At 68.5% G+C, this 23,650-nt stretch carries 13 protein-coding genes and 2 pseudogenes; 9 read left to right on the forward strand and 6 right to left on the reverse strand.

The genetic code is table 11. The annotated features are described in order from the left end of the window. Nucleotides 1–327: pseudogene (locus OG580_RS03455) on the forward strand (transposase); the annotation flags it as partial. A 150-nt stretch (nucleotides 328–477) separates the two neighbouring features. On the opposite strand, the gene OG580_RS03460 reads toward OG580_RS03455, so the two are convergent. After that, the gene (locus tag OG580_RS03460; protein WP_267042153.1) at nucleotides 478–669 is read right to left on the reverse strand and encodes a hypothetical protein; all 192 of its coding nucleotides are present in this window, start codon (nucleotides 667–669) and stop codon (nucleotides 478–480) included. Further along, entirely contained in the window at nucleotides 666–2,756 is a 2,091-nt protein-coding gene (locus OG580_RS03465; RefSeq protein WP_267042154.1) for a DNRLRE domain-containing protein, read from the reverse strand. The genes OG580_RS03460 and OG580_RS03465 overlap by 4 nt, the downstream gene beginning before the upstream one ends. A gap of 528 nt (nucleotides 2,757–3,284) precedes the next feature. Here OG580_RS03465 and OG580_RS03470 point away from each other — a divergent pair. Both OG580_RS03470 and OG580_RS03475 read left to right on the forward strand, forming a co-directional pair. Further along, a complete protein-coding gene (locus tag OG580_RS03470; RefSeq protein WP_267042155.1) occupies nucleotides 3,285–9,548 on the forward strand; it encodes an RHS repeat domain-containing protein in 6,264 nt (2,087 codons plus the stop codon). Nucleotides 9,549–9,560: 12 nt separating this feature from the next. After that, on the forward strand, nucleotides 9,561–10,406 hold the full coding sequence (locus OG580_RS03475) for a DUF4253 domain-containing protein (protein WP_267042156.1): 846 nt from the start codon (nucleotides 9,561–9,563) through the stop codon (nucleotides 10,404–10,406). 425 nt (nucleotides 10,407–10,831) lie between these two features. On the opposite strand, the gene OG580_RS03480 is transcribed toward OG580_RS03475, so the two are convergent. Next, entirely contained in the window at nucleotides 10,832–11,545 is a 714-nt protein-coding gene (locus OG580_RS03480; protein ID WP_267047877.1) for a discoidin domain-containing protein, read from the reverse strand. Beyond that, nucleotides 11,531–12,310, reverse strand: a pseudogene (locus OG580_RS03485) (Tat pathway signal sequence domain protein); the annotation flags it as partial. The pseudogene OG580_RS03485 and the gene OG580_RS03480, both read right to left, overlap by 15 nt. A 645-nt stretch (nucleotides 12,311–12,955) precedes the next feature. Between OG580_RS03485 and OG580_RS36125 the strand changes: the two are divergent. Beyond that, on the forward strand, nucleotides 12,956–14,875 hold the full coding sequence (locus tag OG580_RS36125) for a glycosyl hydrolase family 8 (protein WP_323182548.1): 1,920 nt from the start codon (nucleotides 12,956–12,958) through the stop codon (nucleotides 14,873–14,875). A gap of 260 nt (nucleotides 14,876–15,135) precedes the next feature. Here OG580_RS36125 and OG580_RS03505 read toward each other — a convergent pair whose 3' ends face one another. Both OG580_RS03505 and OG580_RS03510 read right to left on the reverse strand, forming a co-directional pair. Beyond that, a complete protein-coding gene (locus tag OG580_RS03505) occupies nucleotides 15,136–16,347 on the reverse strand; it encodes an ROK family transcriptional regulator (protein ID WP_267042157.1) in 1,212 nt (403 codons plus the stop codon). 106 nt (nucleotides 16,348–16,453) lie between these two features. Next, on the reverse strand, nucleotides 16,454–17,800 hold the full coding sequence (locus OG580_RS03510; RefSeq protein WP_267042158.1) for an ABC transporter ATP-binding protein: 1,347 nt from the start codon (nucleotides 17,798–17,800) through the stop codon (nucleotides 16,454–16,456). 327 nt (nucleotides 17,801–18,127) lie between these two features. Between OG580_RS03510 and OG580_RS03515 the strand changes: the two genes are divergently transcribed. The 5 genes from OG580_RS03515 to OG580_RS03535 all read left to right on the forward strand — a co-directional run bounded on the left by OG580_RS03515 (nucleotide 18,128) and on the right by OG580_RS03535 (nucleotide 23,646). Then, on the forward strand, nucleotides 18,128–19,465 hold the full coding sequence (locus OG580_RS03515; protein ID WP_267042159.1) for an ABC transporter substrate-binding protein: 1,338 nt from the start codon (nucleotides 18,128–18,130) through the stop codon (nucleotides 19,463–19,465). Nucleotides 19,466–19,620: 155 nt separating this feature from the next. Beyond that, nucleotides 19,621–20,502 carry a carbohydrate ABC transporter permease gene (locus OG580_RS03520; RefSeq protein WP_267042160.1) on the forward strand — a complete coding sequence of 294 codons (882 nt, stop codon included), beginning with the start codon at nucleotides 19,621–19,623 and terminating at the stop codon, nucleotides 20,500–20,502. 3 nt (nucleotides 20,503–20,505) lie between these two features. Continuing rightward, nucleotides 20,506–21,402, forward strand: a complete 897-nt coding sequence (locus OG580_RS03525) for a carbohydrate ABC transporter permease (RefSeq protein ID WP_267042161.1) — start codon at nucleotides 20,506–20,508, stop codon at nucleotides 21,400–21,402. 7 nt (nucleotides 21,403–21,409) lie between these two features. Then, nucleotides 21,410–22,675, forward strand: a complete 1,266-nt coding sequence (locus OG580_RS03530; protein WP_267042162.1) for a 6-phospho-beta-glucosidase — start codon at nucleotides 21,410–21,412, stop codon at nucleotides 22,673–22,675. Further along, complete coding sequence (locus OG580_RS03535) at nucleotides 22,666–23,646, forward strand: N-acetylglucosamine kinase (RefSeq protein ID WP_267042163.1); 981 nt, start codon at nucleotides 22,666–22,668, stop codon at nucleotides 23,644–23,646. The genes OG580_RS03530 and OG580_RS03535 overlap by 10 nt, the downstream gene beginning before the upstream one ends. The last annotated feature ends 4 nt before the right edge of the window (nucleotides 23,647–23,650 follow it).

The raw sequence follows: 23,650 nt of genomic DNA on the forward strand, positions 1-23,650 counted from the left end.
CTCGCCGCCTTCCGTAACCCGCCCTTGGACGCCGGGCCGTACTCGTTCGTCTGGGTCGACGCCCTGACCCAGAAGGCCCGCGAAGGCGGCCGCACCAGCAACGTCCACGCGCTGATCGCGGTCGGCGACAACGCCGACGGCCACCACGAGATCCTCGGCATCGACGTCGCCACCGCAGCGGACGGCGCCGGCTGGCCGGCCATCCTCCGCTCTCTGATCGCCCGCGGCCTCACGGGCGTCCAGCTCGTCATCTCCGACGCCCACACCGGTCTGGTGGCCGCGATCGGCGCCACCTTGCCGTGCGCCTCGTGGCAGACATGCCGCACCACCTGAAGCCGTAAGGATTCGACATGATGTTTCGCGGGGGCTGTAAACGACTTGCAGTCCCCGCAGAACCGCAGGCCGGCCCCCCATGACACGACGAAGCCCCTCCCAGCCCACGAAGGGCCGAGAGGGGCGTGCCGGTCTGCCGGGGCGTCAGAGAATGACGTCCAGGGCGCCCCAGCCGGTGCCGATCAGCGTGCGGCCGGCGGGGACGAAATCGTAGAGCTCCCCGTTGACCGTTCCGACCTGCTCTGCAGATCCGTCACTGTCGAGATCGCTGACGAAGGGGTTCCAGGAGCCGACCCACCAGCCGTTGCCGTAGAGCGAGCGGTCACCGAAGGTCATGGGACCGCCGGTCGTGGTGGTGTTGGGGTACAGGAACAGCTCGCTCTTGTCGGTGCGGCCGACGATGTCGATCTTGCGGCGTAGAAGGGGTAGGTCGCGGTGTCCGAGCGGTTGCCGGCCGCGTCCTGGCTGAACACATGGAGGAAGTGCGGACCGACGGCGGGCGGGGTCAGCTGGATGTCGGCCGAGGCTCCCGCGGCCACCTTGACGGTCTTGACGTCGGGGTCCCAGTCCGTGAAGTAGTGGTAATACACCACGTCGTCGGAACCGTTGGGCGAGAGGGTGAACGCGCCGGCCTTGCGGGCGGGCCCGGTGGTGGCGGGCCAGCCCTTGTCACCCTTGGGGAACGTGATGGAGCCGATCGCGGGGGCCTCAGCGGGCCTGGTGCGGTCGACGCTGAACTTGCAAGTGGCGCTCCAGTCGGAGTACTCGCTCTGGTCGTAGGCCCGCACCTTCCACGTGTAGTCGCCGGTCGGCAGCTTCGCGTCGGGAACGACGAGGGTGGAGATACGGTCGCGCAGGCCGGGGATCCACTCGTCGGCCACCAGGGTGGTGCCGCGGAAGACCTGGAACTGGGCGGAGAGGTTGCCCGCGTTGGGGTCCGTGACGAGCGCGTACAGGCTGATCGAGGTGTTGCCGATCAGGCCGCCGGTGGCACAGTGCGTGCGGGGGTTGGTCCCGAGGCTGGTGGGCGTCGCCGGGGGGGTGTTGTAGACGGTCTCCAGGGCCGCGGACTTCGCGTCGAACTTCTTCCAGGCGAAGGTGTCGCTCTCGTCGGCCGCGTACAGGCCGAGGGTGACGCTCGCGCTGCCCGCGGCAGCGACGCTCTGGATCCTGCTCGTCACGTCGAATTCGAGGTTGCCGGCGGCGCAGTCGCTGGACCAGCCCTTGGACTGGTTGACGCCGGCCACGAGCCCGCCGATCCTCCTGGGCGGGTTGTTCCAGGTGGTCTTGCTGCCGATGCCGGTGGTCTGGTAGAGATCCACGGCCCGCGCCTGGCAGGACCAGGACCACACGTTCTTGATCCGGAAGGTCGAACTGATGACCTTGGTCCCGCGGAGGTTCGCGGTGTCCACCTCGAAGAAGGACTGGGACAGGCCGTTGGTCTCGTTCTCGTAGCCGACCCGCGCCACTTCGTTGGCGTTCAGATAGTTCTTGTTCGGGTACTTCTTCGAGATCCGGGTCCAGTTGTTGCGGATGCCCCAGGCCCACGACGGGTCGATGAAGACCGGGTAGGACGTGTCGGGAGCCGTCAGCAGGCCCTGGTCCGGGGTGATCTGGAGGGTGCTGCCGTTCACGGTGGTCGGCATCACCGCTTCCTTGGCGCCCGGGGGCTGCTCGAAGGAGCTGCCCGGTGCGGCCTCGATCGCCGCGGCGACGGCCTGCGACGACGTCTGGGTGGCGACGAAGGACTGCGCGCTCGTGGCCGTGGTGGAGTCCCACATCACGGGGGACGGGCTCGTGAACACCAGCTGTCCGGCCGGGTTGGTCGCCGTGACCGCTCCGGTCGCCGGATCCGTGGCGACCGTGACGCCGACGGTGGACATCGTGTACTGGAGCGTGGCCAGCTGGGGGTTGGCGGCCGCCTCGCGGGTCTTGACGACCACGAGCTGGGAGAAGCCCTCGACCTCGGCCTTGAGCTGCAGGTCAACGCCGGGCAGGATCTCTGCGTACGTCGCCACGTTGCCGTTCAGCGTCGGCTTCGGCAGGGCGGTCGGCCAGGAGAGCGCCAGCGTACGGCCGTCCTTCACCCCACTCAGGATCGGTCCCGTGCCGCCGCCGGAGAAGGTGACCGCCACGGAAGTGGCCTTCGGCTTCACCGATCCGTCGGCGGCGAAGACCAGCGTCGGGTCCGTGTCCACCCACGCGCCGTCGCGCAGCACGCGCACGGGCGTGCCGTACTTCTTGACGACGAACTTGCCGTCGGGCCGGACCCAGGTGTCGGAGGCCTCGGTGCGTGCCGAGACCACCTCCACGGGGTTCCCGCCGGCCTGCGCGTCCCGGAGCGCCTTGTCCTCGGGGCTGACGCTGCCGTCGTCCTCCGCCGTGACGGCTGCCGGGCGGGCGAGCGCGCCGGCGGGTCCCATCGATGCCACCATGCCGCCCGACCCCACGCCGGCGACAACGGCAAGGGCGACGGCTCTTCGGAGAGAAGACCCTCATCCCCTGCGGACTTTCGTATTCAACACTCTCGTGACCCCTGTTGGCCGCCATTTTTCGTCGCGCCGACTGTAGCCGCTGATCAGCGATGCCAAATTCCCCGTACCGGACATTTGCGGACCTTGTCGAGCCAGAGGCCCAAGAGGAATGCCTAATTCCGAAAAATCCCTCGGCGACCGCCCCCACCTGCACCTCACCCCGGCCGAGCGCGGCAACCCAGCCGACGACCTGGAACATGGCGCCCCATTTGGGCAGCAAGATCATCTTTGCCACAATTTCCGGAGCACTGTGCGAATCAGAATCGCAGCCCAGCTTCCAAATCCATGAAATCCGGCTGTTAGCCTGCGCCGGTTGAATTTGCACGGATAAGTGGAGTAGATGTGAGAAGATTTCGCATGCGAGGGCTTTCTGCGGCGTTGGCCGCAGCGGTTCTCTCAGGCATGCTGCCGGGGGCTGTGGCCGTAGCGGCGAGCGAGGAGCGGCCCCGGCTGCCCGAGCTGAAGCAGCCGACGGCGGTTCCGGTGTCTCCGATGCGCGCGGGTGGGGCGAAGAAGACCGATGCGGCCGCAACCGGCTGGAAGGACCGGAGGGTCGCCTGGCCGGCGGCAGGTTCGGCGGAGGTGTACCTCGCCTCGACGGCGGTCTCGAACTCCTTCCTTTCGGATTCGGCCAAGGCCCGGATACCGGCCGCCGGGCCGGGCGCGGGCCGGGCAGGCATGCTTCCCGTCTCGGTGCGTCCGCTTCAGGCAGAGGCCGCCGAGACCCCCTCGAAGGTGAAGGTCACGCTCGCCGGCAAGGACGCGGCCCGCAAGGCCGGCATCGACGGTGTCCTGCTGTCGGTGGGACGCTCGGACGGCGGGCAGCGTGCCGCAGCCGCCCAGGTGGAGGTGGACTACACCTCCTTCCGCGGCGCCTACGGCGGCGACTACGCGTCCCGGCTCCGCCTCGTGGAACTCCCGGCGTGCGCGATGACGCAGCCGGAGCTCCCGAAATGCCGTACGCAGAAGCCTCTTTCGACACGCAACGACACGCGAGCGGGCAAGCTGTCGGCCCAGGTGAGCATGCCCGGGGCGTCCGAGCCGACGGCCAGGCCGGCCGGCGCACCGGCGAAGTCCGCCCTCGCACCGGCGAAGTCCGCCCTCGCAGCAGCGGATCCGGCCGGTGCGACCGTACTCGCCGCGACGGCCGGGCCCTCCGGTCAGTCGGGCGACTACAAGGCGACGCCGCTGAAGCCCTCGGGCTCGTGGAGCGCAGGCGGGGTCACCGGTTCGTTCAACTGGTCCTACCCCATCGACGTACCGGCGGTGCCCGAGGACCTCAAGCCCGGCATCACCCTGGGCTACAGCTCCCAGTCGGTCGACGGACTCACCGCGGCCTCGAACAACCAGCCTTCCTGGCTCGGTGACGGATGGTCCTACGAGCCGGGCTTCGTCGAGCGCAGGTACAAGTCCTGCAACGACGACAAGACCGGCGGCACCAACACCACCAAGGTCGGCGACCAGTGCTGGTTCAACGACAACGCCACACTGCACCTCGGCGGCAAGTCCACGGAGCTGGTGTATCAGGCGGGCAAGGGCTGGCACACCGAGGGCAACGGCGCCGAGAAGATCGAGAAGCTGACCGGTGCGTCCAACGGGGACCAGGGCACGGCCGGCGTCGACGGCGTCGGTGAGCACTGGAAGGTCACCACGCCCGACGGCACCCAGTACTTCTTCGGCCTGAACCGCCTGCCCGGCTGGAAGGACAACGGCGCCGCGGCCGACGACCCGGTGACCAACTCCGCCTGGACCGCGCCGGTGTTCGGCAACCAGTCCGGCGAGCCCTGCTACAACGCGGCCTTCGCCAACGGCTGGTGCCAGCAGGCCTGGCGCTGGCAGCTCGACTACGTGGTCGCCCCCGGCGGCGGTGCCATGGCGTACTACTGGAACACCGAGTCCAACAACTACGGCCGCAACGTCTCGGAGACGACCGGCAAGGCGACCGTCACCACGTACGTCCGCGGCGGCTGGCTGGACCGGATCGACTACGGTCTGCGCTCCGACGCGGTGTACACGGGCAAGGCCATGGGCCAGGTCGAGTTCGACGTCACCGAGCGCTGCCTGACCAACTGCGGCACCTTCGACGAGGCCAACGCCAAGAACTGGCCCGACGTCCCCTTCGACCTGTACTGCAAGGACGGCGCCACCGAGTGCAAGGACCAGTACTCCCCGAGTTTCTGGTCCCGCAAGCGCCTCGCCAAGATCACGACGAAGCTGCTGACCGGCGGGACGTACAAGGACGTCGACTCCTGGACGCTGGAGCAGGACTTCCCCGCTTCCGGTGACGGCATCTCCACACCCATGTGGCTGAAGTCCATCCAGCACACGGGTCTGGTGGGCGGCACGCTGGCCACTCCCCCGGTGACGTTCGCAGGCGAGCAGCGGGCCAATCGCGTCGACAAGCTGGGCGACGGGCTCGCGCCCTTCGTTCGTCTGCGGATGTACCAGATCACCACCGAGACCGGCGGCACCATCGGTGCCACCTACTCGCAGCCGGGGTGCACCAGCACCACCCTGCCGACGCCCGACGGCTCGAACAAGACGAGCTGCTTCCCCGTGAAGTGGGCGTACGAGGGCGAGACCGCCAAGCTCGACTGGTTCAACACCTACACCGTCGACCAGGTCGTCGAGGGCGACAACCTGGCCGAATCCCCGGACAAGGTGATCTCGTACTCCTACCTGGACGGCGCTGCCTGGGCGAAGAGCACCGACGAGTTCACCAAGGCCGAGGACCGGGTCCATTCCGTCGCGCGCGGCTACGAGCGCGTACAGACGCGCACGGGTGCCGCGAGCGACCCGAGGACCCTCACCGAGACCCGGTACTTCCGTGGTCTGGACGGCCAGGCGGTCCGGGACTCGGCGGGCGCCGCCGTGACCGATCGCGAGCAGTTCGCAGGCATGACCCGTGAGACCGCCACGTACAACGGTGACGACACCGCCAAGCTGGTCAGCGCCACTTCCTACACCCCGTGGCGCTCGTCCGCCGTGGCCACCCGCACCCGTGCGGGCCTGCCCGACCTGGTCTCCTACCAGACGGGCACGGAGCAGGAGTCGGTCCGCACCCCCGGCGCCGGCGGCACCCGGACCGTCGAGAGGTTCCGTACCTTCGACGGCTACGGCATGGTCACCAGCGAGTCGTCCACCGGTGACAAGGACAAGGCCGGCGACGAGTCGTGCACCACGACCGAGTACGCCCGCGACACCGGCACCGGGATCCTGAACAAGGTCAGCCGGGTCGAGAGCGTCGCCGTGGCCTGCGGTGCGGCCGTCAGCCGTCCCGGTGACATCGTCGACGACGTCCGCACGTACTACGACAAGGGCGCCCTGGGCACCGTGCCCGGCCGGGGCCTGGTCACCAGGACCGAGCGGATCAACGGCAAGGGCGACGGATACGACGTCCAGGCCGAGGTCCCCAGCCTCTGCGGCGCCGACGGCAAGCAGCTCTGCGCCGACGTCCACGGCCGTGTCCTGAAGGCGGCCGACGCCTACGGGAAGATCACGACGACCGCGTACACCCCCGCCACCGGCGAGGCGCCGACGAGCACGGTCGCGACGAACCCCCGCGGCCACGCGACGACCACGGTGCTGGAACCGCTGCGCGGCCAGGCGACCCAGACCACCGACGCGAACAGCAAGATCACCACCAGCGCGTACGACGCGCTGGGCCGGGTCTCCAAGGTGTGGCTGCCGACGCGCTCGGCCACCACCTACCCGGACTCGCCGAACTACGTCTTCGACTACCTGGTCCGCAACGACGGCCCGATCGTCACGACCAGCAAGGTCCTGACGCACGACGCCACGTACAAGTCCGCGTACGCCTTCGCCGACGGGCTGCTGCGCACGCGGCAGACCCAGGAGCCCTCGCAGGACGGGGCCGGCCGGATCGTCTCCGAGACGTTCTACGACACCCGGGGACTGGCCTGGCGCACGTCCGGTTCGTACTTCGCGACCGGTGCCGCCGAGCCCGTCCTCGTCACCGGTCAGGAGCTGAAGTACCCGGCGTCGACCGACACCGAGTACGACGGGGCCGGCCGGGTGACGGCCGTGATCTCCAAGAGGTTCGGCGACGAGACCAAGCGCACCACCACCCAGTACGCCGGTGACAGCACCACGGTGATCCCGCCGCAGGGAGGCACCGCGGTCACCGCCGTCGCGGACGCGCTCGGCCGGACTGTCGAGCAGAGGCAGTACACCGACGACGCCCGGACCGCGTTCCAGTCCACCCTGTACACGTACAACAAGGTGGGCAAGCTGGCGCAGGTGACGGACCCGTCCAACGCCAAGTGGACGTACACCTACGACGTCCGGGGCCGCCAGATCCAGGTCGACGACCCGGACGAGGGCACCACCAAGTCCGTGTTCGACCAGGGCGACCGGATCACCGACATCACCGATGCCCGGCAGGTCACCCTGCACTCGGACTACGACGAGCTGGGCCGGCGCACCGTCCTGAAGAAGGGCACCACCACGCTCGCGACGTGGGAGTTCGACACCGTCGCCAAGGGCCACGCAGCGAAGTCGACCCGCTGGGCGAACGGCAAGGCGTACGAGAGCGCGATCACCTCGTACAACAGCCGCTACCAACCGGTCGGCCAGCAGGTGACCATCCCCGACAGCGAAGGCGCGCTGGCGGGTACGTACAAGTGGATCAACTCGTACAACGCCCACACCGGCCAGGTCATGTGGGTACAGCACCCTGCTGCGGGCGGGCTGCCGCAGGAGAAGGTCAACAACACCTACACCGCCGGATCCGGCCTGCTCGGCACGGTCTACGCCGGCACCGACGCCATCATCTCCGGGAACACCTACGACCACTACGGCCGAAACGTCCGGCAGGAGTTCGGCGAGTTCGCCCAGCACCTGTGGGTGAGCAAGGAGTACGACGAGCACACCGGCGCGCTCCATCGCAGCTACATAGACCGCGAGGCGGCGCCGCAGAGGATCGAGGACGTCTCCTACTCCTACGACGCACTCGGCAACATCACGTCCATCGCCTCGGCGTTCGGCCAGGACTCCGCCCGGACCACCGACACCCAGTGCTTCGCCCTGGACGAGCTGCGCCGGATCACCGAGGCCTGGACCAACACCGGCACGGCCTGCGCCGGCGCACCCTCCACCTCGGCCGTCGGGGGACCGGACGCGTACTGGACCACGTACACCTACGACGCGGTCGGCAACCGCAAGACCGAGACCAAGCACAAGACGGCCTCCGGTCCCACCGACGACACGCTCCGTACCTACGCGGCCCCGGCGGCGGGTAAGCACAACCTGCCGAAGGTCACCCAGACCGGCACCAGCCCGCGCGACGAAGTCTTCACCTATGACGCCTCCGGCAATGTCAAGACCCGCAAGATCGGGTCAGCCGCCCAGCAGACCCTGACCTGGGACGACGAGGGCCACCTCGGCTCCGTCGTCCAGGGCACCAACACCAGCTCGTACCTGTACGGCACAGCGGGCGAGCGGCTGATCCACCGGGACTCCACCGGCACCACCCTCACCCTGCCGGGCGGCAACGAGCTCAAGCTCGACAAGGCCGGCACTACCGTCACCGGCACCCGCTACTACAGCGTCGCCGGGCAGACGGTCGCGATGCGCACCGGCGGCAAGCTGACCTTCGTGATCGGCGACCACCACGGCACCGGCACCACCCAGGTGTCCGCCGACGCCGCCCAGACCGTGGTCCGTCGCAAGACGGGCATCTTCGGCGAGGAACGCGGCGCCCAACCGGCCGGCTGGGCGGGCGACAAGGGGTTCGTCGGCGGCACGAAGGACGCGGACACCGGTCTGACCCATCTCGGCGCCCGTGAATACGACCCCGCCATCGGCCGGTTCGTCTCCGTCGACCCGCTGATGGACCTGTCGGATCCGCAGCAGACACACGGCTACACCTATTCCAACAACAACCCGGTCAGCCTTTCGGACCCGTCCGGTCTGAAGCCCATCGAGTGCATGGAGCACGGCTACACCTGCAAGTACAACGGTGGCGGCGGCTGGTCCGTCGAGGAGAAGGACTACACCCAGGAGTACAACGGGTACACGAAGCAGTACGCCAAGGAGGACCACGAGGAGCGCAAGACGCACTGGTCGAAGAAGGTCCGCGACAAGACGCGCAAGAAGCGGCTGGCGTATCTGGCTCAGAGCGACGAGGTCGATGTGCTCGTCCGGTTCCAGCAGAAGGAATGCGCCAAGATGCGCGGGCTCGGCAGGGCCTTCTGCGGCATCATCTCCCAGTCCCAGCGCGAGATGTTCGCGGAAAAGCTCTTCGGGGACGACCTCGACAGGATTGACGAAGGCTGGAAGGACGGCGGCCAGGACGCCTTCACGGAGGACGAGTTCGACCTGGCGTTCCAGCTGGCCCGCGAGGGGCACACCGTGGTGTCTCGCGGGGAGAACATCGCGGCCCCCGGCGCCGAGGGCAACAAGAGGTTCGACGCCTGGGTCGACGGCATCCGCTCGGAGTTCAAGATCCTTCCGACCGAGAAGGAGAAGGGCGTGCTCGATCAGCTGTCCGACGCGAACAAGAAGGGCGCGGACCGTCTCTACATCAAGTTGAAGAACATCGGTGAGGACGAGGGAAGGGCAATGATCGAGAAGTGGTCCAAGGACCCTCGCCGGACCGTCAAACTGAGCACGATCTTCTACGTGCACGAAGACGGCATCGAAGAGATCAACTTCCGCTAGCGAGAGAGGACCATGATGGAAGAGCGTGCAGCCGCAGCCGGGATGCTGGCCGCCGAGAGCGAGGCCGCCGGTCTCGTTCCCGGTCCAGTGACGGTGGAGTCCGCGGTCTCCGCGTCCGGCATCGCCGTGCACGGCTTCCGCGCGGAGCGCCGGTCCGTCCGGGCGGCGTGGACGTGGTGGCGGGACCGGCACGACATGACGGGACTGGTCCCCTTCGTCACCACCCTCGCGCCGCGCGCCCTGGTCGAACACGACCGGGGTGACGAGCCGTGGTCGGGGGGGAGCAGGGACCTCCTGGACTCCGCCCTGCGGGCCGTGCCGTCCGAGGTGATGGCCGAACTGCGTGCCTCGCGGCTGCGGGAGATGACCGACCTCTACGTTCCCCCGCAGGACGACGCCGACCGCAAGGAGATCGAGGAGTGCGAACTGCTCTTCGACCCGGAAGCCGTCGCGGCGGAAATCGCTGCCCGCCCCGAGCCCGGACCGGAGTCCACAGCTCGGACCGGGCTCGCGGGGGAGCCGGTGTGGTTGAACTTCGTGGAGGCGAAGGCCGGCTACGAGCTCCCGGCGCTCTTCCCTGGTCTCGTGCGGACGCCCAACTGGTCGGGCCATCAGGACCGGCAGCTGCTCCCCGCCGATCATGTCGCGGTGCTCCGTCATTGGCATGAGCGGTACGGAGCGGAGTTCTGCTTCGCGGACTCGTCGACACTGGAACTGGCCGTCAGCCGCCCGCCCCTGAACCTCCTGGAGATTGCGCGGGCCGCCGTGGAGCAGTACGCGTACTGCCCCGATCTCGGTGACGCGGCGATCGCCGGCGATCAGGTCCGGCGTTCCGTATGGACGTTTTGGTGGGACTGACGGACGGCTCACCACGCAATGCATAGGATCGGCGCCCCGGCGAGAATTTCGCCGGGGCGCCGGTGCGTCAGGGGACCCTGGCGGGCACGTCATTTCGATCAACACACTTGGACGCCGGCGTCTGATACTCCAGTGCGGTTTCGTGATCTATCCGCTGGTTTCATGGGCTGAGCGTCTTCGGTAGTGGCTGTGCCGGGCTGTTGCCTCGTGGCGTCTGCGCCGGCTCGACCACTGCAGCGTCTCGGGGGCGACCTTCAAATCGGCCGCGACGTCCCTGAACGTCCACCTGCCGTCCGAAGCCCGGCGCAACGCGATCGCGTCGTGCCGGGCTTCGGACTGTACTTCGAGGGCCGTGCCATGTGGATCTGCACCTTCCTGGACCATCAAGATCCGTTGTCAGGTGTGTCCACACTCCGGGAGTCACCTCAGGTGCCGTACACCTTGAACTCGTGGAGCGAGTAGCCGTACGGGGTGCCCCGCTGGGTGCCGTACATCCGTACGTAGCGGGCGTTGCCGCTCACCGTGAGTTCGTCGGTGCCGCCGTCGCCTCCCGTGACGGTGGCGAGGTCGGTCCAGTTCGTCCCGTCGGCGGAGGACTGGATCCGGTAGGCGGAAGCGTGGGCGGCCTCCCAGTCGAGACGTACGCGGGAGAGCGCGGCGGTGGTCCCGAGGTCGACGCGGAGCCACTGGGGGTCGATGCCCTCGGCGGAGGCCCAGCGGGTGGTGCTCTGGCCGTCGACGGCCTTGTCGGGCTCGTAGCCGGTGGCCTCCGTGGAAGAGGCGGTGGCCGGCCTGCCCTGCGAGAGCAGGGTCTCGGTGCCGGGTGCGGACGCAGTCGTGACGGAGAGGGGCACGGAGGCGGCGGAGCGGTTGCCGGCGGCGTCCTTGGCCCGGACGGTGTAGCTGTACGGGGTGGCGGCGGCGAGACCGGTGTCGGTGTACGTGGTGCCGGTGGCGGTGCCGACGAGGGCGGTGCCGCGATAGACCTCGTAGCCGGTCACCCCCACGTCGTCGGTGGCCGCGTTCCAGGCCAGGGAGACGCTGCCGGACGTGACGCCGGTCGCCCGCAGTCCGCCCGGGACGGTCGGGGCCTGGGTGTCACCGCCCGGAGCGGTGCCGGTCTGCTGGTAGGCGCGCATGTCGCGCAGGAGCAGATAGGTGTCGCGGAGGGAGCCCGAGGTGTCGCCGAGGGACCGGTAGATGCCCCACTTGGGGCGGACCCGGTCGGCGAGGAAGGTGTCGACGCCGGTCTTCGTCGCGTCGACGACCGTCGTGCCCGCGCTCTTGACCACCCAGCGGACGGCGCCGGCCGTCCCGTCGCCGATCTTGATCTCGTACTCGATGTCGATCCACTTGTTCTGGAGGGGCTCCAGGTTCGTCCGGCCCACCAGGACGTCCCCGGCGATGACCTTGTGCTCGATGGTCTGGACGCCGTCGACGCGCCGCAGCGACGTCACGGTGATCGGAGAGGTACCCGTGCCCGGCTGCTTGGTCTGCATGATGTGGGTGAAGCTGGTCGTCGCCATCAGCGAGCCGGGGATGTACATGGAGTACGTGACCCGCCAGGTCTCGCCGAGCCGCCACTGCAGATAGTTCGACGACGAGGTGCGGTTGCCGGTGACCTCGTGGCGCTGCCGGTCGGTGGAGGTGTCCCGATCCACCATGTGCATGTCAAATCGATAGGCGCCGTTCGCGACCTTGATGTGCGGTGCGGCCCCCGTGTGCGAATCGGCCCGGTCATCCTCGACGGTCTCGAAGGCGCCGAGGCCCTGGGTGGCCGGATCGGGCGACCAGCGAAGCGTCCAGACGGGAGCCGCTTCGGCGGGGGCGGAGGGAAGGCCGAGGCCGAGCAGCCCCAGGGCAAGTGCGGCCAGCAGGGCCGCCGTTGAGCGTCCGTACGTCATACGTCACCCCTCGATGAGGTTGTCAGGTACAGACCATGCTGCCTCAGGAGAGGAGGCAAGTAAAGCTTCCTAACAAACAACTTGGCGATGAGCTCCAGCCCCCGCCCGCACGCCGGGCCCCTCCCCCCATCGACCTCTTCGAAACCGAGGCGATCAAGCCGCAGCGGCCCTGACGATCCCTCGCCCAGGTCGAGCCGGCCACCGCTGAATGGACCGGTACACCACCCGGCTCCACAGTGAGACAGGGCACATCCCGCCCGCCGAATACGAAGCCGATCACTACCTGCGCACCACGAAGCCCAGGTCGCAACCACCGCCCGAGATCTCCACCGACCCCGGAACGGTTCAGACGCACGGAACTGTGGATGTGCGCGGTCTTGCGCGAGCGGTCCGGGATGCCTACCCTTCCGATCACTGTTAGGAAATCTTCCTAACGAAAGCAGCCGTCAACCCCACCTGGATGTCGACTGCATGGCCCTCCGAGGAGCCGGGATGAGACAAACCGCTCTCGTCTTCCGGCCGGACGCCGACACCCGTTACGTACGTATACGGCGCGCAGCGTGGCGCACGGTACGTCTGCTCCCTCTGGGCCTTCGAGGCATACGGGCCTCCGTACAGCTCTCCACTGAACAAAAAGGAGTTGTCATGCGCCGAAGAGGCGTCTCCCTGCTCGTCACGGCCGGCTTGCTGGGCCTGCCACTCACCCTGATGCCGCAGGCTCACGCGGCCGACAGCCTGGTCTCCGCGGGCAAGCCCGCCACCGCCTCCTCCGTCGAGGCTGCCGGCTTCGAGGCCGGCCGCGCCGTTGACAGCAACGCGACCACCCGCTGGGCCAGCGTTGAAGGCGTAGACCCGCAGTGGATGCGGATCGACCTCGGCACCAGCCACACGATCTCCCGAGTCAAGCTCAACTGGGAAGCCGCGTACGGCAAGACGTACAAGATCCAGACCTCCGCCGATGGGTCGACCTGGGCCGACGTCTACTCCACGTCGTCGGGTGACGGTGCGATCGACGACCTGACCATCGCAGGCACTGGACGCTACGTCCGCATGCACGGGACCACGCGCGGCACCCCCTATGGCTACTCCCTCTGGGAGTTCGAGGTGTACGGTTCGCCGGCCGGTAGTGGTGACACAGCCGCGCCTAGCGCTCCGGGCAGTCTCCGCTCCACCGGCTCCACGTCCACGAGCGTGTCGCTGGCGTGGAACGCCTCGACGGACAATGTGGGGGTCACGGGGTACAACGTGTACCGGAGCGGGACGCTGGTGGGCACGGCGGCCGGCACTTCGTACACCGACTCCGGTCTGACCGCGTCCACTTCGTACAACTACACGGTGAAGGCCAAGGACGCGGCCGGCAACCTGTCCGTTGCGAGCAACGCCCTCAGCGTCACCACCCCGGCGCCCGGTTCGGGCCCCGCGGTCCCCTTCGGCAGCCACAGCAAGCCGTACGCGGCCGGCATACTGAAGCCCTCCGGCTCCACGGCGACGCTGGATCAGCAGGTCGTCGACTACTACAACCGCTGGAAGGCCGCCTTCGTCCGGCAGAACTGCAACAACGGCTGGTACCAGATCATCTCGCCCGACGCCGATCACCCGTACGTCGCCGAGGCACAGGGCTACGGCATGGTGATCACGGCAACGATGGCGGGCGCCGACCCCGACGCGAAGAAGATCTTCGACGGCCTGGTGAAGTGGAAGCTCGACCACCCGTCCGCCATCAACCCCAATCTGCTCGCCGCCGAACAGGACGTGAACTGCGTCAGCGTCAACGGCGGAGACGGCGCCACCGACGGTGACATGGACGTGGCGTACGGTCTGCTCCTCGCCGACAAGCAGTGGGGCAGCACCGGCACGTACAACTACAAGGATCTCGCGGTCAAGCACATCAACGCGATCAAGAAGGACGAGATCAACGCCACGACCAACCTGCTCAAGCTCGGCGACTGGTCCAGCGCCGGCGACCAGTACTACTACATCACCCGCACCTCGGACTGGATGATCGACCACTTCCGTGCCTTCCGCACGGCGACCGGCGACGCGGCCTGGGACACCATCCGCACCGCCCACCAGAACCAGATCGCCAACCTGCAGTCCACGTACGCGCCGAACACCGGCCTGCTGCCCGACTTCGTCGTCAACACCAACACCACGCCCAAGCCCGCCCCGGGCCAGGTCCTGGAGGACCCCAACGACGGCCAGTACTGGTGGAACGCATGCCGTACCCCGTGGCGCATCGCCGATGACGCCGTGACCAGCGGCAACGCGCAGTCCCTCGCGGCGGCGCGGAAGATGAACAGCTGGATCAAGGCGAAGACCGGCGGTGACCCGAACAAGATCGCCATCGGCTACAAGCTCGACGGGACGCAGATCTCGGCGGGTAGCGAGGCCGCCTTCTTCGCCCCGTTCACGCTGGCGGCGATGACCGACCCGGGCAGCCAGGCGTGGCTGGACGCGCTGTGGAACAAGATGCTGGCGACGCCTGTCGCCACCAACAGCTATTTCTCGGCCAGCATCCAGCTCCAGGTGTTGATCACGGCCTCCGGCAACCACTGGGTTCCGTAACAGACCCGGCCCTGCTCATCGGGTGACGTCAGGCCGGTGAGCAGGGCCCTCTCCTTCCCGCGCCTCGAAGCAGTCGAGAAGGAGGAGTCGCGATGCGAAACGTGGTCCACTCCGACAACACAGTCCCCAAGGCGACCTCAGGGTTGTGGCTGTCCAGCATCACCGTCACGCCCTGACCGGACACCCCATGCCGGATGCCTGTCCTGGCGGCCATGGCCGCCAGGACAGGCATCCGTACGCGTGGCCGTCGGCTCCGGTGTTCACACCTCGCCCGCGCCCGGCACAGCCTCGCCGAACACTTCCTTGCGGGCGGCCGCGAGCGCCAGGTCCAGAGCACCGCTCAGGACGGGATTGTCTCCCACCGCCGACAGCCGGATCCGTGCCCTGGAATGGGCGAACACGCGCAGTTCCCGTTCCACGAGCTCGCGCAGGTACTCACCGCCCGCCGCGCTCAGGCGGCCCGCCAGCACCACGAGCCCCGGATCGACGACCGTCACGATGGACGCCAGACCGACAGCGAGTCGAGCCGCCACCACCCGCAGTCCCGCCCTGGCCTCTTCCGCCTGGCTCCCCGAGGTCTCGGTGGCCAGTCGCACGGCTTCCACCACCGCGTCAGGGAAGTCGGCGCCCCGCACACCGTAGGTGCGCAGCAGGTCGAGCACGGTCTCGCCGCCCGCCAACTCCTGGTATCCATGGCGCCCGAAACGGCCGGCGTCCCGGGCCGTGGCCGCGCCGGGGAGGGGCAGGTATCCGACTTCCCCCGCACCGCCGAAGAAGCCGCGGTGCAGCCTTCCGCCGATCACGAGGGCGGCGCCGATCCCCTCGTCGGCCCACAGCAGCACGAAGTCCGGGCAGTCGGCTGCCGCGTGCGTCTGTTCGGCCACGGCCGCGAGGTTGACGTCGTTCTCGACGCGGACCGGCACGCCCAACTCCTCGCTGAGGACCCGGTCCACATCGGGCAGCAGCCAGCCGGCCATGTCCGCCTCGCTGGCGTACTCGAGCCGCCCGGTCGTCGGATCGACGGCACCCTGCACACCGATGACGACATGGCGTGGCACCTGCGCGACGCGGACCTGGGACAGAGCCGCACGGAGGCCCTTGAGAACCGAGCTTCGGGTGGACGTCTCGGGTGCGGGTACCTCCGCCTCTCCGACGACGGTCCCCGCGATGTCGGCCACCCGGACCGCGATCCACTCCGGCGTGACATCGATGGCCGCGACGAACGCGGCGGAAGGATTGATGCCATACGTTTCCGGGACGCGGCCGGGCTGTCCCTTCCTGACGCCGTGGCTTACGACCAGACCCGCCTCTTCCAGGCGCGCCAGCACCTGGGAGGCGGTCGGCTTGGACAGGCCCGTGATCTTGCTGATCTCCGGACGAGTGAGCGGGCCCTGTTTGAGGAGCAGGTGCAGGGTGGTGCGGTTGTTGATGGCGCGGACGAGCCCCGGTGTCCCGCGGATGAGGTCGGTCACTTGTCCTCCGCACGCAGGCTGTCCGGCTTTCGAACGAGCAGCCTACATGCAGGTACGGTCCGGGCGGCCGATCGGTTGGGCGGTGATCGGCCCGGTGCGCTCTCGTTCAGTAGGCGAAGTCGTACGCGGAGTCCGGGGCGGGGCAGATTCGGCGCCCCTGGTGATCGAAGACGTAGAGGCGGTCGAGGTCGATCAGGAGGGGCACTCGGGTGCCCACGCGGATGTCGAACTCGGCGTTCGTACGGACCACCAGATCGGCGGTGGGCAGCTGCGGCGAGTCCGGTGAGGTGAGAGTGGGCCGCGTGCCGGACACGGAGGCGGACGAATCCGTCCGCGGGCCGTGCTTCCATTCCCGGGCATACGTCCGGAGCCGGCGCATCGCGCCGGGGGCCCGTCCGGCGCGTCCGCTGTGAACGTCGCGGTGCCGGGCGGCCTCCAATGCGGGCACGAGGGCCGGCCGTGCGCCGGTTCGTACATGGACCAGGCCTTCGTGGCCCTGATACTCGACGTGCTCGACGACGCCCTCAGCAGGTACTTCGTGGAGCCGTGCGTGCCTCGGATGGGCGATACGGATGGCTTCGGAGCGCAGTCCGATGATCACCGGTCTGCCCTGCTGGACACGGAGCAGCTGGTGATCGCGGCTGAGGGGTTCCGTGAGCGGCAGGCGCTGATGTCCGAGTTCGATGGTCATCCCGCCCCCGGGAGGCGCGTGCACCACGGCCTCCAGCAGGTTGATCCGGGGAGTGCCGATGAACGCGGCCACGAAGACATTGGCCGGCAGCGCGTACGCCTCGCGTGGGGTGGCGATCTGTTGCAGGACGCCGTCGCGCATGACGGCGATTCGGTCCCCGAGCGACATGGCCTCCGACTGGTCGTGGGTGACGTACACCGTGGTGACGCCGAGGTCACGAGTGAGGCGGGCGATCTCCGCGCGGAGGCGGCCGCGGAGCTTGGCGTCGAGATTGGACAGCGGCTCGTCCATGAGGAAGGCGGACGGTTCCCGGCAGATGGCGCGCCCCATGGCGACTCGCTGGCGCTCCCCGCCCGAGAGCTGGCCCGGGTACCGGTCCAGCGTGTCCTTGATGCCGAGCAGCTCGGCCGCGGCATTGATCCGGGGGGCGGACTCCTCACCGAGTCCCCGCATCTGGAGCGGGAAGCCGATGTTCTGGCTGCTGGTCATCCTGGGGTAGAGGGCGAAGCTCTGGAAGACCATGGCCATGTCCCGCTCACGCGCCGGAACGTGATTGGCGTACTGGCCGTCCAGCCTCAACTCGCCTTCCGTGATGTCCTCCAGGCCGGCGACAAGCCTGAGGACCGTGGACTTTCCACAGCCGGATGGGCCGAGGAGGACGAGGAACTCACCGGGCTCGATGTCGAGGGAGAGATCATCCACGACCCGGACCCCGGGTTCGTAGGCCTTGCTCACGTGGTGCAGGGAGATGGCTCGCGGCATGGGCGTGACCTGTCGTTCTGCAGTCGGGAATGAGGCAGCGTGCGATGCGTGGCGTGAGGGGTGAGCGAGAGGGTAGCGGAGGACCCCAGGTGCCGAGCAGGGTTTCGTAAACAACTCTTACGATGGCGGGCTTGGCGAACGCGTCGCGACGATCGGGAGGGTAACGAGTTGATTGCGCGCGACGACCGCGCATTGACGCGCCAAGGGAGGGGATCTACGTTCCCACACTAGTTAGGAAACTTTCCTTACTAGTGTGTCGGTGTGCCCGGCAGTCTCCACCGCCGGGCCTCTCTCTGGATCCCGCTCTCTCCCTGGAAGGAACCACCCATGCGAACCGCAAGCCGTTCTCCCCTGGGCGCGCTCACCTTGGTCGCGGCCCTGTCGTTCCTGGCCTCTGCCTGTACGGGCTCCACGAACAACGGTGCGACTGACGATCCCCAGGGCGAGACCACCATCACCTTCTGGCACGGCTGGTCCGCGCCGGCCGAGGTCAAGGCCATCGAGGACAGCATCGACGGCTTCGAGAAGGCCCACCCGAACATCAAGGTGAAGGTCGTCGGCAACATCAACGACGACAAGCTCGGCCAGGCGCTGCGCGCGGGCGGCTCCAACGGGCCCGACGTGGTCTCCTCGTTCACGACGGCCAACGTCGGCAAGTTCTGCCACTCGGGCGCGCTCGCCGACCTCAAGCCCTTCATCGAGAAGGACAAGCTGGACCTCGACACGATCTTCCCGAAGGTCCTGCAGGAGTACACCCAGTTCGAGGGCAAGCGCTGCACGCTGCCGCTGCTCTCCGACGCGTACGGCCTCTTCTACAACAAGGACGCCTTCGAGAAGGCCGGCATCAAGGCCCCGCCGAAGACCTGGTCCGAGTTCACCGAGGTCGCCAAGAAGCTCACCAAGGCCAAGGGCGACTCGTACGAGCAGCTCGGCTTCATGCCGAACTACCTCGGCTACGAGACCGTGGTCTCCCACTACATGTCGCAGTGGGACCACACGTACTTCGACGAGAGCGGCAAGTCCAACGTCGCCAAGGACCCGGCGTTCGCCGAGATGATGACGTACCAGAAGTCGCTGGTGGACGCCCTCGGCGGCTTCAAGAAGCTCGACAAGTACCGCACGACGTTCGGTGACGAGTGGGGCGCCAAGCACCCCTTCCACACCGGCCAGGTCGCCATGCAGCTGGATGGTGAGTGGCGGCTGAACTTCGTCAAGGACGCCAAGGTCGACTTCGAGGTCGGCGTCGCGCCGCTGCCGGTCGCGGACGACGAGGTCGCCGAGTACGGCAAGGGCTACCTCTCCGGCACGATCATGGGCATCGCGCCGCAGAGCAAGAAGCAGAACGCGGCCTGGGAGCTGGTCAAGTACATGACCACGGACACCGAGGCCGTGGTGAACTTCGCCAACGGCATCGGCAACGTGCCCTCCACCCTGGAGGCCCTGAAGTCCCCGAACCTGAAGTTCGACGCGCGCTTCAAGACCTTCCTGGACATCGCCCAGCACCCGCAGTCCACCACCTCGGACAACGCGGTCAACGGCTCCGCCTACCAGGACACTCTTCAAGGCTTCAGCCAGAAGTTCGAGAAGGGGCAGGTGGCGGACCTGAGGAAGGGGCTGGAGGAGACGGCGGCCCAGATCGACCGTGACATCGCCCAGGCGAAGTGACGGGGGCGCGTTCGATGAGGAGGGACATCCTGCCCGCGGTGGGGGCGGCCGCCCCGGTCGCCACTACCCGCGCCGCTACCCGCGCCGCTACCCGCGCCGCGCGGCACGAGCCGCGCCGGAACCGCCGCCGATCGGCGCTTCGGACGGCGGCATTCATGTCGCCCTGGCTGATCGGATTCGGCGTCTTCTTCGCCTACCCGCTCGTCTCGACCGTCTACTTCTCTTTCATGCGGTACGACGGCCTCAACCCGCCGACCTGGCGGGGCCTGGAGAACTGGACGTACGTCTTCACGGACCTGCCGAAATTCTGGCCGGCAATCCGGAACACGCTCTGGCTGGGCGTCGTCATGGTCGTCTGCCGGGTGCTCTTCGGCCTCGGCATCGGCATGCTGATCACCAAGATCAAGACGGGTGCGGGGGTCTTCCGGACCCTCTTCTACCTGCCGTACCTGGCCCCGCCGGTCGCCGCCACGCTCGCCTTCGTCTTCCTGCTCAACCCCGGCACCGGACCGGTCAACTCGCTCCTGGAGGCGGTCGGCATCCCCGCCCCCTCCTGGTTCAACGACGCGGCCTGGGCCAAGCCCGCCCTCACCGTCCTCGCCGTGTGGGGCGTCGGTGACCTCATGGTCATCTTCATGGCCGCGCTGCTCGACGTACCGAAGGAGCAGTACGAGGCCGCCGAGCTCGACGGGGCCTCTCCCTGGCAGCGGTTCCGCTTCGTGACATTGCCCTCGATCTCGCCGATCATCCTCTTCGCGGTCGTCACCGGGGTCATCGGCGCGATGCAGTACTACACCCAGCCGATCGTGGCGGCGAAGGTCGCCTCGGGCGTGATGGGGGGCTCGGGCGTCACCTTCGAACCGGGCTACCCGGACGACTCCACCCTGACCCTGCCGCAGCTGATCTACAGCCTCGGCTTCAGCCAGTTCAACTACGGCGCGGCCTGCGTGGTGGCGCTGGTGCTCTTCGCCTTCTCCATGGCCTTCACCGCCCTGCTCATGCGCAGGCGCGGCGGCCTGATCGGCTCGGGTGACTGAACCATGACGACCGCTACCGCTCCCGTCCGCCCCTCGGCCGGCGCCTCGGCGAGCTCCGCCGAGAAGCTGGCCCGCCGCAGGTCGCTGCTGCACTGGATCGCCGTGCACTCGCTCGGTATCGCCGCGGCTCTGTTCTTCGTGCTCCCGTTCGTCTTCGTCCTCCTGACGTCGCTGATGAGCGACCAGCAGGCGCTGACCCGGGACCTGACGCCGAACTCCTGGCACTGGGACAACTACATGAGGGTCTTCGAGACCCCGGGCTTCCTCACCTGGTGGAGGAACTCGCTGCTGTACGCGGGTCTCGGCACCGCCCTCGTGGTGGTGTCCTCGATCCCCGTGGCGTACGCGCTCGCCAAGTTCCGCTTCCGCGGGCGGCACCTGTCGCTGCTGCTCGTCATCTCGATGATGATGCTGCCGCCCCAGGTCGTGATCATCCCCATGTACCTGTTCTGGGCCCAGCAGATGGACCTCTCCGGCACGCTGTGGCCGCTGATCATCCCGATGGCGTTCGGCGACGCCTTCGCCGTCTTCCTGCTGCGTCAGTTCCTCATGACCATCCCGAACGAGTACATCGAGGCCGCGCGGATCGACGGATGCGGCGAGTTCCGCACCCTCCTGCGGATCGTGCTGCCGATGGCGAAGCCCGGCATCGCCGCCGTCGCCCTCTTCCAGTTCTTCTACTGCTGGAACGACTACTTCGGGCCGCAGATCTACGCCTCCGAGAACCCGGGCGCCTGGACACTGAGTTACGGCCTGGAGTCCTTCAAAGGCGCACACCACACCGACTGGAACCTGACCATGGCCGCGACCGTACTGGTCATGGCCCCTGTGATCCTCGTCTTCTTCTTCGCCCAGAAGGCGTTCGTCGAGGGAGTCACACTGACCGGAGTGAAGGGCTGAACACACCATGAAGCTCGCTGTCGTGGGGGGCGGTTCCACCTACACCCCCGAACTGATCGACGGATTCGCGCGGCTGCGCGACACCCTTCCCATCACCGAACTCGTCCTCGTCGACCCCGCCGCCGAACGCCTCGAACTGGTCGGCGGGCTCGCCCGGCGCATCTTCGCCAGGCAGGAACACGCCGGGAAGATCGTCACCACCACCGACCTGGACGCCGGCGTCGAGGGCGCCGACGCCGTCCTGCTCCAGCTGCGCGTCGGCGGCCAGACCGCCCGGAACCAGGACGAGACCTGGCCACTGGAATGCGGCTGCGTCGGCCAGGAGACCACCGGAGCCGGCGGCCTCGCCAAAGCACTGCGCACCGTCCCGGTGGTCCTGGACATCGCCGAGCGGGTCCGGCGCGCCAACCCGGACGCCTGGATCATCGACTTCACCAACCCCGTCGGCATCGTCACGCGCGCGCTGCTCCAGGCCGGGCACAAGGCCGTCGGCCTGTGCAACGTGGCCATCGGCTTCCAGCGGAAGTTCGCCAGGCTCCTCGACGTGGCCCCGTCCGAGATCCACCTCGACCACATCGGGCTCAACCACCTGACCTGGGAGACCGGCGTACGGATCGGCGGGCCCCAGGGCGAGGACGTGCTGCCGCGGCTGCTCGCCGAGCACGGCGACACCATCGCCGGCGACCTGCACCTGCCACGCCTGGTCATGGACCGCTTCGGCGTCGTCCCCTCGTACTACCTGCGGTACTTCTACGCGCACGACGAAGTGGTACGCGAGCTCGGCACCAAGCCCTCGCGGGCCGCCGAGGTCGCCGCGATGGAGAAGGAACTCCTGGAGATGTACGGGGACCCGACGCTCGACGAGAAGCCGGCACTGCTCGGCAAGCGCGGCGGCGCCTTCTACTCCGAGGCCGCCGTGGACCTGGCCGCGTCCCTGCTGGGCGGCGGAGGATCGCCGTACCAGGTGGTGAACACGTACAACAACGGCACACTGCCGTTCCTGCCGGACGACGCCGTCATCGAGACGCAGGCCGCGGTCGGGCCCGCGGGCGCGGTACCGCTGCCGGTCGCACCGGTGGACCCGCTGTACGCCGGTCTGATCGCGAACGTCACCGCCTACGAGGACCTGGCCCTCGACGCGGCGCTGCGCGGCGGCCGCGACCGGGTGTTCAAGGCACTGCTCGCACACCCGCTGGTCGGACAGTACGCGTACGCCGAGGGCCTCACGGACCGGCTGATCACGCACAACCGGGAGCACCTCACATGGGCCTGAACGCAGCCGTACTGGCGATCGACGCCGGCAACAGCAAGACCGACGTGGCACTGATCGGCGCAGACGGCCGGGTGCTCGGCAGGGCACGAGGCGACGGCTTCCAGCCGTCGGCCAGGGGGGTCGAGTCTGCGGTGGGCGTGCTCGACGCGGCGGTGCGGGAGGCAGCCGAGGCGGCCGGGCTCTCCGGCCCCGGCCCTGTCGCCCTGCACGTCGCCGCCTGTCTCGCCAACGCCGACTTCCCCGAGGAGGAGGGCGAGCTCGCCGACGAGATCGAGAGACGTGGCTGGGGCCGACAGGTCGCCGTACGCAACGACACCTTCGCCCTCCTGCGGGCGGGCACCGTGGAGCCCCGCGGGGTCGCCGTGGTCTGCGGGGCCGGGATCAACTGCGTCGGGATGACCCCCGACGGACGGACCGCGCGCTTCCCCGCGATCGGGAAGATCTCCGGCGACTGGGGCGGCGGCAGCGGCATGGCCGAGGAGGCGCTCTGGTTCGCCGCCCGTGCCGAGGACGGGCGCGGCGAGCCGACCGAGCTGGCGCGCGCGCTGCCCGCGCACTTCGGCCTGGAGACGATGTACGCGCTGATCGAGGCGCTGCACTTCGAGCGCATCCCGAAACAGCGCACCCATGAGCTGCCGCCCGTGCTGTTCGCGGTCGCGGAGGAAGGCGACCTGGTTGCGCGGGCCTTGGTGGACCGCCAGGCGGAGGAGATCGTGGCGCTCGCGACGGCCGCTCTGGAGAAGCTCGACCTGATGACCGGGCCGGCCGACGTCGTGCTGGGCGGGGGCATCCTGGCCGCGCGCCATCCCCTGCTCGACGGCGGCATCCGCCGGCGCCTGGCGGATCACGCCCCGATGGCCGTCCCCCTGGTGGTGACCGACCCGCCGGTGATGGGGGCCGCGCTGCTCGGGCTCGACGAGCTGGGCGCCCCGCCGAGCTCCTTCGCGAACCTCCGCGCCTGCTTCACATGACTCG

The organism is Streptomyces sp. NBC_00094 (assembly GCF_026343125.1).
Classification (GTDB): domain Bacteria; phylum Actinomycetota; class Actinomycetes; order Streptomycetales; family Streptomycetaceae; genus Streptomyces.

Bases quoted from the DNA above. Each gene is read 5' to 3' on its own strand.
- OG580_RS03520 (WP_267042160.1), top strand. From the start codon at position 19,621: ATGTCGCCCTGGCTGATCGGATTCGGCGTCTTCTTCGCCTACCCGCTC.
- OG580_RS03475 (WP_267042156.1), top strand. From the start codon at position 9,561: ATGATGGAAGAGCGTGCAGCCGCAGCCGGGATGCTGGCCGCCGAGAGC.
- OG580_RS03460 (WP_267042153.1), bottom strand. From the start codon at position 669: ATGACCTTCGGTGACCGCTCGCTCTACGGCAACGGCTGGTGGGTCGGC.
- OG580_RS03480 (WP_267047877.1), bottom strand. From the start codon at position 11,545: ATGCGCGCCTACCAGCAGACCGGCACCGCTCCGGGCGGTGACACCCAG.
- OG580_RS03535 (WP_267042163.1), top strand. From the start codon at position 22,666: ATGGGCCTGAACGCAGCCGTACTGGCGATCGACGCCGGCAACAGCAAG.
- OG580_RS03525 (WP_267042161.1), top strand. From the start codon at position 20,506: ATGACGACCGCTACCGCTCCCGTCCGCCCCTCGGCCGGCGCCTCGGCG.
- OG580_RS03510 (WP_267042158.1), bottom strand. From the start codon at position 17,800: ATGCCGCGAGCCATCTCCCTGCACCACGTGAGCAAGGCCTACGAACCC.
- OG580_RS36125 (WP_323182548.1), top strand. From the start codon at position 12,956: ATGCGCCGAAGAGGCGTCTCCCTGCTCGTCACGGCCGGCTTGCTGGGC.
- OG580_RS03465 (WP_267042154.1), bottom strand. From the start codon at position 2,756: ATGGGACCCGCCGGCGCGCTCGCCCGCCCGGCAGCCGTCACGGCGGAG.
- OG580_RS03530 (WP_267042162.1), top strand. From the start codon at position 21,410: ATGAAGCTCGCTGTCGTGGGGGGCGGTTCCACCTACACCCCCGAACTG.
- OG580_RS03515 (WP_267042159.1), top strand. From the start codon at position 18,128: ATGCGAACCGCAAGCCGTTCTCCCCTGGGCGCGCTCACCTTGGTCGCG.